Source organism: Mucilaginibacter sp. P4_G9 (assembly GCF_056400985.1).
In genome coordinates this window covers 1-13,378 of sequence record NZ_JBFUKF010000134.1, presented here as the reverse complement: position 1 = coordinate 13,378, position 13,378 = coordinate 1, and the positions used below count along the sequence as shown (strand labels likewise).

General features: G+C 42.1%; 6 protein-coding genes and 1 pseudogene. 4 read left to right on the top strand and 3 right to left on the bottom strand.

Annotation, left to right across the window (positions count from 1 at the left end):
- A partial coding sequence (locus AC1DPZ_RS13215) for a response regulator transcription factor (protein ID WP_477404037.1) occupies positions 1 to 664 on the top strand: 664 nt, incomplete at its 5' end.
- Between the two features lie 15 nt (positions 665 to 679).
- Positions 680 to 2,011, top strand: a complete 1,332-nt coding sequence (locus AC1DPZ_RS13210) for a sensor histidine kinase (protein ID WP_477404035.1) — start codon at positions 680 to 682, stop codon at positions 2,009 to 2,011.
- Between the two features lie 8 nt (positions 2,012 to 2,019).
- Here the strand turns inward: AC1DPZ_RS13210 and AC1DPZ_RS13205 are convergent, their stop codons facing one another.
- The 3 genes from AC1DPZ_RS13205 to dnaE all read right to left on the bottom strand — a co-directional run bounded on the left by AC1DPZ_RS13205 (position 2,020) and on the right by dnaE (position 7,168).
- Positions 2,020 to 2,940, bottom strand: a complete 921-nt coding sequence (locus AC1DPZ_RS13205; RefSeq protein WP_477404033.1) for a DUF58 domain-containing protein — start codon at positions 2,938 to 2,940, stop codon at positions 2,020 to 2,022.
- Between the two features lie 107 nt (positions 2,941 to 3,047).
- Positions 3,048 to 3,368: a thioredoxin gene (gene trxA, locus AC1DPZ_RS13200; protein WP_183566163.1), complete on the bottom strand. Its 321-nt coding sequence runs from the start codon at positions 3,366 to 3,368 to the stop codon at positions 3,048 to 3,050.
- 215 nt (positions 3,369 to 3,583) lie between these two features.
- Positions 3,584 to 7,168 (bottom strand): DNA polymerase III subunit alpha, encoded by a 3,585-nt coding sequence (dnaE, locus tag AC1DPZ_RS13195; protein ID WP_477404031.1) that lies wholly within the window; start codon positions 7,166 to 7,168, stop codon positions 3,584 to 3,586.
- 252 nt (positions 7,169 to 7,420) lie between these two features.
- Between dnaE and AC1DPZ_RS13190 the strand changes: the two genes are divergently transcribed.
- Both AC1DPZ_RS13190 and AC1DPZ_RS13185 read left to right on the top strand, forming a co-directional pair.
- Positions 7,421 to 12,580, top strand: a complete 5,160-nt coding sequence (locus AC1DPZ_RS13190) for a translocation/assembly module TamB domain-containing protein (protein WP_477404029.1) — start codon at positions 7,421 to 7,423, stop codon at positions 12,578 to 12,580.
- A 4-nt stretch (positions 12,581 to 12,584) separates the two neighbouring features.
- Positions 12,585 to 13,378 (top strand): annotated as a pseudogene (locus AC1DPZ_RS13185) (translocation and assembly module lipoprotein TamL); the annotation flags it as partial.

Sequence of the window (13,378 nt, the reverse complement as noted above, 5' to 3'; positions counted from 1 at the left end):
TGTTGAAGACGAAAAAGGTTTGGCCCTTGAGGTTGATGAGTTTTTAAGCCACGAAGGGTTTACAGTTGAACACGCACGCACCAAAAGATCGGCAGAGGAAAAGATCTTTGTAAATAATTATGATTTTATACTGCTTGATCTGGGCTTGCCTGATGGCGATGGTTTTGATCTTTTAAAGATGCTCAAAGGTTTGGATAAACGCGACGATGCCGTTATTATCCTCACCGCCCGCGGCGCAGTCGACGATCGGGTATCGGGCCTGGAGCAAGGCGCTGATGATTACCTGGCTAAGCCATTTTCTTTAAGCGAATTGTTAGCCCGCATGCATGCCATTACMCGCCGCAAGCACCGGCTGGAAAGCAACGATATTAACATTAAAGGATTAAAAGTTAATATCCAGAACCGCACGGTGATGTATAATGAGGAGCGAATCAATCTTACCAAAAAAGAGTTCGAGATCTTCAACTACCTTGTACTCAATAAAAATCGTGTAATATCGCGTACCAACTTAACTGAACACGTTTGGGGCGATGTACTGGAGATCAACTCCGACTCCAACTTTGTGGATGTACATGTAAAAAACCTGCGAAAAAAACTATCCCAATACATTCCTATCGATTGGTTTGAAACCGTGAGGAGCATTGGTTACCGAATCAATATTTAACCAAACAGAGTGTAAATGAAACTACAGGTAAAACTGGCCCTTTATAATACGCTTACCAAGGTAGCTATTATCCTGTTCACGGGCCTGCTTATCCTGCTATCTATCGAAAAAATCTCCTACAATCATATCGAACTTCGCCTGGAAAATGATCAAAAGGAAACCTTAAAAAGTCTATCGTCAAAAGAGATCGGCAGTATTTTAAAAGACCAGAAAGCTTATACCGACTATAATATTTTGAAGGAAGAGTTTATCACCATTACACTGGCAAAATACAACCCCGAGACTACAAAAGAAGTAAAGTTTACTACCGAAACGCGCGATTTTGACAAGTATACCCAAACCTATCGCGTTTTAACCCACCGGCTAAATTTTGAAGGGCATACTTATATGCTTCGCATTGGTGTGGCCATTGAATCGGTGGAGGAGTTAAAATCAATTATCAAAAAGTTTACGATTCTGGTTTTGATTATTGCCCTGGTACTGACATTGATAAGCGACCTGATTTTTACTAAATTTTTATTGGCCCCCTTTTACCAGATCATCGATCGTAAACTTATTAAGGTAAACGATCCCATGAACTTTGATTATGAAAAGATAAAAACCACCACACAGGATTTTGAACTGCTCGACGATAGTATCAGTTCGTTGATGAGAAAAATATCCAACCTGTTCATCCTCGAAAAGCAATTCATCGCCAATGTTTCGCATGAGTTGCTTACACCTATATCCATTATTAGTTCGAGGCTTGAGAATATTTTATTGCAGGAAGAATTGAGCGAGGGCAGCGAGAATAAAATGCATGCTTCGCTAAAAACGCTCAACCGGCTTAAATCTATCATTAACAGTTTATTACTGATATCGAAGGTTGAAAATAATCAGTACGATAAAGCCGATATGGTAATGATAGCAGCCGTAGTAATGGAGATACAGGAAGAGCTGGAAGACCGGATTGAAGAAAAACGCTTAACCTTTATCAATAACCTTAAATACATTTACACCATACAGGGCAATCGCCCACTAATGCATACACTGTTATATAATATAATTAATAATGCCATAAAATATAACAACACCGAAGGCAGGATCACCATAAGTGATGAGCTGAAAGAGGAAATGTATACTATCATTATTGCCGATACCGGAGCGGGCATGGAGCAAAAACAAATAGAAAGCGCATTTAACCGCTTTGAAAAGCTTGAGACCGATGAAAAAGAGAGTTATGGTTTAGGTTTAGCTATTGTTAAAAGTATTACCGCATTTCATGACATTAAAGTGCAAATAGATTCGGTAAAGGGCAAAGGGACCGCTGTTAAATTGATATTTAATACCCCCATCCCGCTTTCATAAACCTTCCTTTATATCATTTTATTTCTTTTAACCAGGTATGTTTTTAACATGGTTTGGTATCCTTCATTAATATCAACATCAACCAGGTCGATATGATATTGGGCGCATTTCAATTCCAGCTGATGCCTGTATTCTGTTAATGATGCTTTGTAGGCATCCCTTATTTTGCCGGGATGTACCTTTATTTCGGCTCCGCTTTCTATGTCAACAAAGTGATGCGGGCGGTTATCAAAGTTAAAGTCAATCTCCTTATGCTTATCGCTTATATTAAAAACAATCACTTCATGTTTACTGAACTTTAAATGCTGAACCGCTGCAAACAAAGCCTGCTGCTTATCAGGACTCATGCTATTTTCCAGCATATCGCTAAAAATTATTACCATTGATCGCTGGTGGATTTCATTGGCCACATGATGTAATACCTGAGTGATATTGGTAACCGTATTTACCTGCGGGTTATTATATGCTTTCTCCAATTCGGCATATAAATGAAAAAGGTGGGTTGTGGTTGATTTTGCTGCGCTCAGCCAATCTACTTTGTCCGAAAACAGGCAGAGCCCAAAAGCATCCCGTTGCTTCTTAAACAAGTGCATTAAGGATGCCGTGGCATATATAGAAAATTGAAGCTTGCTAATTCCTTTTTCAGGAAAGTTCATAGATGATGAGGTATCCAGCAGCAGATAGCAGCGCAGATTGGTTTCCTCCTCAAATTGCTTTACAAACAGTTTATCGGTACGGGCAAGCAGTTTCCAGTCGATATTTTTTACTGATTCGCCGTTATTGTACAAACGGTGTTCGGCAAACTCTACCGAAAACCCATGGAATGGGCTTTGGTGCAGGCCGGTTATAAAACCTTCAACTACCTGCCGGGCCAGTAGTTCAAGATTGGCTAACTGCCGTATTTGCTGATTGTTGTTTAATTTGGGCATAAGGCTAATATAGGGCATAAAAAAAGCGTTGCCAAAATATGCAACGCTTTTTAAAGTAAAATATGGTGGATTAAGCTGTTGATAAACTTAATTTATGCCTGTACGGATTAAGCTAATTGCTTAGCTAATTTATCAGTTAATACTGATTTTGGAACTGCACCAATTTGTTTATCCACAATTTCGCCATTTTTAAAGAATAATAAAGCAGGGATATTACGGATACCGAATTTCATTGATATACCTGGATTGTTGTCGACATTTACTTTACCGACAACAGCTTTGCCTTCGTATTCTTTTGCAATATCTTCAACTACCGGACCAACCATTCTACACGGACCACACCATTCTGCCCAAAAGTCAATAAGTACGGGTTTGTCTGATTTCAGGACAAGTTCGTCAAAGTTTGCATCAGTTATTTCTAAAGCCATGATTTTTATTTTTAAATTTTGTAATACAAATATATACTATTCAATTAGCTTGCCACAAACACAGCCTGACAATGTGACAATTATATTAATATAAGTTATCCACTTAACGTTGGCGTGACTGTGAGTTTTTAACAAGGGGTTAATTAAAGGTGATACAAGAAACGTCATTGCTTCGTTCCTCTGCAATGACGATAATAATGTAAAACTACATCCTCCTACCCCAACACCGGCTGAACGTTTGTAATATTGAATATCCCCTCAATCAAATCATCACTTGGGTTTACTTTAAAGTTTTTAGATGATAGCTCCACCTGCATGGCCTCTTCGCGGTTATTGATCTTGAAGCGCAGCTTGCAGTTTTTAACGGGGTATTTCTGGTTATTCTCGTTAATAATATGTTGTATATCATCCAGCAGTTTGCTATTAAGCATGCTGATATCAATACAAACCGTTAATGATTTGGTGAGCTTATCCCGCATTTCAGACAACAGATCCATCACCATGATGCGCAGGTCCCAGTTATCTTTCTGGCGAAATTTCTCTTCTATGTTGCCCTTGATATGCAAAAAGTAGCCATCCATCATCAGGTTACGAAATTTCACATAGTCGTCGCCAAATAGGGCAAACTCATACGATTCGTTGTAATCCTCCAATACAAAAGTACCAAAGGGCTTACCTGTCTTGGTCATTTTGTGCTGAACGTTCCCTACCAGGCCGCCAATACGGATCTCGCCCCTCTTGCGCAGCTCATTAAAAGCGCCCATAATATCTTCGCCACCCTCACCAGAGCGGGCTTTTTGCATCAATTTCAGATCGCTGATGGTGCTGTTGCAAAAACGTTCAAGCTCTACCTTATAATTATCAAGCGGGTGGCCGGTTAAATAAATTCCGATCACCGTTTTTTCGTATTTCAGCTTTTCTATCAGCGGCCATTCTTCTGCCTCGGGCATAGCCGGTTCAGGAACGTATGAGGCTACCGAGCCCCCAAATAATGACGATTGTGAACTGCTTTGCACGTTCTGGTAATCGTTGGCATATTTGGTGAGGCGTTCAATACCTGTTAATACACCAACATCTGTTTTAGCAAAAAATTGCGCGCGGTTATAGCCAAACTCGTCAAAAGCACCACCATAAACCAGGTTTTCGTATGATTTACGGTTTACGCTGCGGGTGTTGGACCGGCGTGCAAAATCATATACAGACGTATACGGACCATTAGCTTCGCGCTCCTCAATAATGCTTTCAACCGCTTTATCTCCAACCCCTTTAACGCCGGTTAACCCAAAACGTACCTGGCCCTTTTTATTGACCGCAAAAGCCATGTCCGACTCGTTAATATCCGGACCTAAAACCTGTACACCCATCCTGCGGCATTCTTCCATGAAAAAGGTGATCTTTTCCATATTGTTCTGGTTATTTAAAACCGCCGCCATGTACTCAGATGGGTAATGCGCTTTTAAATAAGCTGTTTGGTAAGCCACAAAGGCATAACAGGTAGAGTGCGATTTATTAAAGGCGTACTGGGCAAATGCTTTCCAGTCTGTCCATATTTTGGTAAGCTTATCTTTGGGGTGGCCTTTAGCCATAGCCCCATCCATAAACTGGGACTCCATTTTATTGAGTACCTCAATTTGCTTTTTACCCATTGCCTTACGCAAAACGTCGGCATCACCCTTACTAAAGCCGGCCAGTTTTTGTGATAAAAGCATCACCTGCTCCTGGTACACGGTAATACCGTAAGTTTCGCCCAGATATTCCTCCATATCGGCCAAATCAAACACAATGGGTTCGCGGCCATGCTTACGGCTGATAAAGTTGGGAATATATTCTATAGGCCCCGGGCGGTACAGGGCGTTCATGGCAATTAAATCCTCAAACTTATCGGGCTTTAGCTCGCGCAGGTACATTTGCATCCCGTCACTTTCAAACTGGAAAGTACCGTTGGTATCGCCGCGCTGATAAAGCTCATAGGTTTCCTTATCATCAAGGGGAATGTAATCGATATCAATATGTACCCCATGATTTTGCTTGATCATCCTCAATGCATCTTTCAAAATGGTGAGGGTTTTTAAACCCAAAAAGTCCATCTTGATTACGCCGGCGTCTTCAATTACGCGTCCATCATACTGGGTAACCAGCAGGTCGGAGTCTTTGGCAACTGCAACCGGCACTATATCGGTTAAATCATAAGGCGCTATGATAATACCTGCCGCATGTACGCCTGTGTTACGTACCGAGCCTTCCAGCTTTGAGGCTTCACGTAAAACCTGCCCACGCAAGTCGTTACCATTAACTATCTCTTTTAACTCCGGCACCTGTTCAATAGCTTCCCTTAAGGTGATACCCAAAGTATCGGGAACCAGCTTTTTGATCAGGTTCATTTCGGATAAAGGCATATCCAACACACGGCCCACATCCTGGATACTGGTACGGGCAGCCATGGAACCATAAGTAATGATTTGTGCTACCTGGTTTTTACCATATTTTTCAACCACGTAATCAATTACTCTCTGGCGGCCGGCATCATCAAAATCCGTATCAATATCGGGCATCGACTTACGATCGGGGTTAAGAAAACGCTCAAACAGGAGGTTGTACTTCATCGGGTCGATGTTGGTGATCCCTGTACAATAAGCTACAACTGATCCGGCAGCCGAACCACGGCCTGGCCCAATAAACACCCCTATATCGCGTCCATGCTTAATAAAGTCGGCAACAATTAAAAAGTAGCCTGCAAAGCCCATGGTACGGATAGTAAACAACTCAAAGTTAATCCGTTCCTCTACCTCGGGCGTAATTTCTTTATAACGCTCTTTGGCGCCGGTAAAAGTTAGATGCTTTAAGTATTCCCACTGGTTAAGGGTATCTGCATCAGGTGTACTGTGAATATTAAACTCAGGCGGAATAACGAAGTTGGGGAGCAGGATATCGCGCTTTAATTTAAGCACTTCCACCTTATCAACAATCTCGTTTGTATTATCTAAAGATTCGGGCAAATCGTTAAACAGGTGGCTCATTTCCTGTTGTGTTTTAAAGTAAAACTGATCGTTTGGAAAACCAAAACGATAGCCACGACCGCCTTCTTCATCGGTAGCTATGGGGGTGCTTTGCATATCACCTGTATTTACGCAAAGCAAAATATCATGAGCATTTGAATCCTGCTGATCTACATAGTGCGAATCGTTGGAGCAGATCACCTTTACATTATACTTTTTTGCATAGGTAAGCAGCACCTTATTAACAATGTTTTGATCCGGAATATCGTGACGCTGCAGCTCAATGTAAAAATCCTCTCCAAACAGGTCAAGCCACCATTTAAACTCGGTTTCCGCCGCTTCGGGGGTGTCCCTTAATATAGCCTGTGGTACCGATGCGCCAATACAGCAGGTAGTAGCAATTATCCCTTTATGGTATTTTAATATTAGTTCTTTATCAATACGGGGCCATTTGCTGTATAAGCCTTCCATATAACCCAGTGAGCATAACTTAACCAGGTTTTTATAACCCTCAGGATTTTTGGCCAGCATCAGCTGGTGGCGGCGAACATCCTTTTTCTCTTTGGTAAATTGCTTTTTATGGCGATCTTCCACCACATAAAATTCACAGCCTACTATGGGTTTCACGTTGTGTTTGCCCGCCTCGGCCACAAACTTAAATACGCCGAACATATTACCATGATCGGTAATAGCCAGTGCCTTCATCCCGTCGGCTGCGGCCTTTTTATATAGCTTTGATATATCGGCAGCGCCATCAAGTAACGAGAACTGGGTATGTACGTGTAAGTGAGAAAAATCTGGCATAGTAAATCCGTTTCAGCAAAAATCCTGTAGAAATACAAAGTTACCAAAAAACAAGTTGGTGATGTTGGGTGTTGAAAAGTTAAAAACAATCCGGTCCCTGGGTGGGGCTAAAACAAGCTTGTTAAAATTCTCCGCTGCGGGGAGAGATTATTTTTTAAGGATCTAATAAAAGCTTCGCCGTTTAAGGAGGTTTTAGCATACTATTTGATTATATTAACCAAGTTGATCTTCACCCTTGAAAAATTAATGCAATTGAAAAAATTTATAAGAATAACCCTCAAAACAATACTCTGGATTCTTACCAGTGTAGTTTTGCTGGTTATTCTTGTAGTAATTTTAATACAGGTTCCCGCTGTTCAAAACTTCGCTAAAGATAAAGCGGTAACTTTTTTACAGGGAAAGATCCATACCCGGGTAAAAATAGGGCATATCAGTCTTGGCTTACCTAAGTTGCTGGTTTTGGAAGATGTTTACTTTGAGGATCAAAAGAAAGACACCCTTATTGCCGGTGATAAATTAAAGGTGGATATCAGCCTGTTTAAATTACTGCACAACAAAGTAGAGATAAACGAAATTAACTTGCAGGGCATTACCGCAAACGTAAGCCGTGGGGCCGACAGCGTTTTCAACTTCGACTATATTATTAAAGCCTTTGCCGGCGAACAGAAAAAAGAGGTTAAGCCAACTGATACTGCCTCGACAATGAAATTCTCTGTCGATAAGATTAACCTCGACAGGATCAATATCAAATACAAGGACCTAACAACCGGCAACGATGTAAAATTTCTGTTGGGTCATTTTGATACCCGGATAAAGGATTTTGATATGGATAAAATGAAATTTACCATACCAAGGATCACCCTATCAGGCGTTAACGCGCGCATCATTCAAACACCCGTAGGCTCTTCAATTGCACAGGCTGCTAAAGTTGATACCGCGGTGCAGCCCATGAACTTAGACCTTAACCTGGGTGTGATAGATGTATCAAAAATAAAAGTTGACTACCGCAGCAACGAAATGACCGCCAATGTCGATCTCAGCAAGTTTTTGGTCGAGATGGACAAGATAGACCTGAAACACCAAAAAGTGGGGATCAAAAACGTTGAGCTGAATGACACCAAAGTAGCCTTAAGCCTGGCCAAACCGCAAACTGTAACCAAAGCAATAGTTAAAACCGCCAAAAAGCTTGATACCCTATTAGCCGCTCCGCAATCATCACGCTGGGCGATAGCGTTAGGGAAGATACGCTTCAACAACGACAACATTAAGTTTGACAACAACGCGCAGAAAGCCATAGCAAAGGGCATTGATTTTGGCCACATGGACCTTCGCAGCCTGAACGCTGATGTTGAAAATATTTCCTACAATCCCGATACTATTTCGGGCAAGATTAACTCATTCTCCTTCAGCGAAAAAAGCGGCTTAAAGATCAATAAGTTCCGCACCGCCTTCTTTTACGGACCGACCAATGCTTATATGAACGATTTGCTATTGGAGACACCGCAAACCACGCTGCAAAAATCGGTACAGGTAAGGTATCCGTCCGTAGCGGCCATCACCAAAAACATTGGCTTGTTGGGTATTAATGCCAATTTGGATGGCAGCCGTTTAGGGTTAAAGGATGTGTTATTGTTGATGCCCACCATGGCAACTATGGAGCCATTTAAATCATCGCCAAATACGGTATTTAAAATAAATGGCAAAGTAAACGGGCAGGTAAATAACCTCAATATTCCCAACCTGGAGATTACCGGTTTAACCAATACCCACATCAAAGCAGCGGCAAAGCTGAAAGGGCTGCCCGATGTGAATAAGGCCTATTTTGATGTTAACATAACCGACTTTAATACCAGCCGTACAGATATTACCAAACTTGCGCCGGCAGGCAGCATTCCCCCAAACGTGACTATTCCCGAGAATATGAACCTGAAGGGTAATTTTAAAGGTAGTATGTATACTTTTAATACCAAACTGGCCCTGCGATCGAGTCTTGGCGCTGCAGATTTGGTTGCAAGTATGAAAGATGGCCAAAACAAAAGCAAAGCAAGCTACAAGGCTAATATTAAAGTTAATGAGCTTAACGTTGGCGCACTTACCAAACAGCCTCAAACTGTTGGTAAAATAACGTTAACCGCCAACCTGGAGGGTTACGGCATCGATCCTAAAACTGCCAGCATTAAATTTAACGGTAATTTGGCAAAGGCCTATGTTAAAGGTTATACTTATCAAAACCTGGCTTTAAAAGGCAGCTCAAGCAATGGCGCTTATACCGCTATTGCCCGCATGAAAGACCCGAACATCAATTTCGGTTTGGATGCCAAAGCCAACCTGAATAAAAAATATCCATCAGTGAATGCCATTTTAACGGTGGATAGCATTAACCTGCAAAAGCTAAATTTTGTGAAGGACGACATGCGTTTTCACGGTAAGATAATTGCTGATGTGCCTACTGCCGACCCGGATTACCTGAATGCCAATATTAAAGCAACTGATCTTTTAGTGGTAAACAAAGGCCAGCGGATCCGGATGGATACCGTAAGCCTCATCTCGACAGCCAATGCCGATAGCAGCACGCTGCGATTAAAAACCCCCGTCATGACTGCCCATATGGCAGGTAAATACAAGCTTACCCAAATTGGTGATGCCATACAGGATGTGATTAATAAATACTTTAATACCGCAATTGCCGGTGGACAACAGGTTGCAGTAAAAAATAAAAGTGGCAAAATAGTTAAAACAGCGCCTGCTGTTAAACCCAAATACTCGCCGCAGCAATTTGCGTTTGATGCGCGTTTGATTAAAACGCCGCTACTCACCCAATTTGCCCCTGATTTGAAACAGCTGGATCCTATATTACTTAAAGGCAGCTTCAACAGTTCAACCGGCGAGCTGGTGGTTAATGGCTCGATACCAAAGGTTGTGTACGGCACCAATACTATAAACCATGCAACGCTAAATATCAACACAGGCAACAACGCGCTTAATTACAACCTCTCGGTTGATGAGGTAAAGGTTGGTTCGTCTGTTGATCTGCTTTATACCAGCATATCGGGCAGCGCCCAAAACAACAAACTTGGTATAAGCCTGCAGATGCGCGATGCTGCTAAAAAAGAACGCTACCGCTTAGCAGGTACATTCAGCATATTACCAAACCAGTACCAGTTTAGCTTTAACCAGGATGGCTTGTTGCTTGATTATTTGCCATGGACCGTAAGTGCCGATAACTTTTTCCAATACGGTTCAAAAGGAATCATGGCACATAACTTTACTATTACCAACAACAACCAGGTATTAAGCGTTAACAGCAATACGCAGGAATTTAATAGTCCGCTTAATATTAAATTCAGCAACTTTAAAATAGAAGCACTTACTAAAATGGCCCAACAGGACAGTCTGCAAATTGGCGGTACCATTAATGGCGACGCTGTAGTAAGCAACTTCCAGGCTTCCCCGGCATTTACAGCTGCCATCAACATAAATGATTTTAATTTCAAAGGCGATACAGTAGGCAACATCGCCTTAAAGGTAAATAACCAAACCAACAATGCTTATGCCGCCAATATGAGCATCACTGGCAAAGGCAACCAGGTTGACCTGGATGGGATGTATTATACCACACCCGAAAGCAGGTTTGATATGAACCTGAATATAGTTAACCTGAGCATGAAAAGCATTGAAGGTTTTAGCTTTGGCAGTTTGCGCAACGCATCTGGTAATATTACCGGCCAGTTAAAAATAACCGGAACTACCGATGCACCATCCGTAAGGGGCGATATAAACTTTAACACGGTTGGTTTTAACGTAGCCATGCTCAATTCCTACTTCAGGATGCCGAAAGAGAGTATCACGTTTAATGATGAGGGCATCCGCTTTAATAATTTTACTTTGGTTGATTCAACGGGGAATAAGGCCATTGTGAGCGGCAGCGTTTACACCAAAACATATTCCGATTTCGCTTTCGGGCTTGATATCAACTCTACCAATTTCAGAGCCGTTAACTCTACCCAGGCCGATAATAAGCTGTTTTACGGTAAGCTTTATGTAGATAGCCGCATCAGGATCCGCGGAAATATGGCGAAACCAGTTGTGGATGCTAACCTGACAGTAAACCCCAAAACCGACATGACGTTTGTACTGCCAACTACCGATCCGGGGATAGAGGACCGGAAAGGAGTAGTTGAATTTATAGATCCAAACGCGCCCAAAATGGATTCTATATTGCTGGCAAAACAACTGGACTCCCTCAGGAAATCGGAGATTACCGGGCTTGATGTATCTGCCAATATAAAAATTGATAAAGATGCCGCCTTTACCATTGTGGTTGACGAACGTAATGGTGATGTTGTTCATCTGAAAGGCGAAGCTAACTTAAACGGCGGTATAGACCCAAGCGGGAAAATAAACCTTACAGGTACTTATGTGGTTAACTCCGGCTCGTATAACCTGGCTTATGCCACCGTAAAACGTACGTTCAACTTTAAAAAAGGAAGTACTATTGTTTGGACGGGCGACCCAACCAGCGCCAATATCGATCTGACGGCTATCTATGTGGCTAACGTGCCCCCTATCGACCTGGTTGAAAACCAGGTAAGCGGCACAGACAACTCCACTATGTATAAGCAAAAGCTGCCCTTCAACGTTAATCTTAGCCTGAAGAATCAACTGCTTAAACCCGATATCAGCTTTGATATTGTGCTTCCTGATAGCAACTATTCTGTACCTACCTTTGTAGTTAATACCGTGAACACCCGCCTGGGCCAGGTAAGGCAGGACCCTAATGAGCTGAATAAACAAGTACTTGGAGTATTGGTATTAGGGCATTTTATTGGTGATAACCCACTGCAAAGCCAGGTTGGTAGCGGAGGGGTTGAAGGCGCCATTCGTAATAGTGTGAGTAGTTTATTGTCAGATCAGCTGAACAAACTGGCAGGAAACCTGATAGAGGGGGTTGATTTGAATTTCGGATTAACATCCGGCGAGGATTACTCGTCGGGCACAGCAACCAACAGAACAGATCTGAACGTGGGCCTTTCCAAACGCTTCCTTAACGACAGGCTTACCGTAAGCGTTGGTAATAATTTTAACCTGGAGGGTAACCAGCAAGGTCAAAAAGCTACTAATATAGCAGGTGATGTATCTGTAGGTTATAAACTGAGCAAAGATGGCCGGTATACACTGCGGGCTTACCGTAGGGATGAGTTTATTGTAATACAGGGCCAAATAGTTGAAACTGGTTTAGGATTTACCCTAACGGTTGATTATAACCGCTTCAGGGAGATCTTCCACAAGCGTACCGAAGCAGAAAAAGAAATGCGCCGCAAATACAGGCAGGAGCAAAAAGAAAAAGATAAAGCTAAAGAAGCCGCCGATAAAGCGGCAGCGCAAAAAGCACAAAATACACCTACAAGCTAAGGCCATGATCAGAAATTTAAGATATATACTGATATTAACTTTTTTGCTGAATGCATGCAGTAATACCAAATATTTGCTGCCTGGTCAGAAATTGTATACAGGCGGCGAGGTAAAAATTGTGGATAAAGACATTAAAAAAAACGATAAGGATGCATTAAGCAATGATCTGGAAGCTTTACTCAGGCCGCGTCCCAACGGATCTATATTGGGTTTAAGGGTAAAACTGTATATCTATAATATAACCAGGACAAAAAAAACGAAGGGACTGGCTCACTGGCTTAACACCAAATTTGGAGAGCCGCCTGTTTTAGTAAGCGCTGTAGACCTCGAAAAAAACAGCAGCATACTGCAAAATCGGTTGCAAAATGTAAGCTATTTCCAGGCGCAGGTTACCGGCGACACGGTGAGTAAGCGTAAAACGGCCAAAGCTGTTTATACTGCCCAGGCTGGACCAGCATACAAAATAAGAAAGGTGACCTTTCCAAAAGGTTATGAAAGCATTGATACCGCAATAGCCGGAGCTGCTGCTAAAACCTTATTAAAACCTGGTGAAAACTACAACCTCGACGTAATTAAAAACGAACGTATCCGGATAGATGCCCGGTTAAAAGAGGAAGGTTTTTACTTTTTTGCACCCGAGGATCTGATCATGCGGGTTGACAGTACTGTTGCCGGCCACCAGGTTGATATTTTTGTGGCCGTTAAAAATACTATAGCAGAAAGGGCACAGGAAATTTATACCATCAGAAATATTTATGTGTACCCAAGTTACTCCTTAAGGGATACCTCGCTCATGAT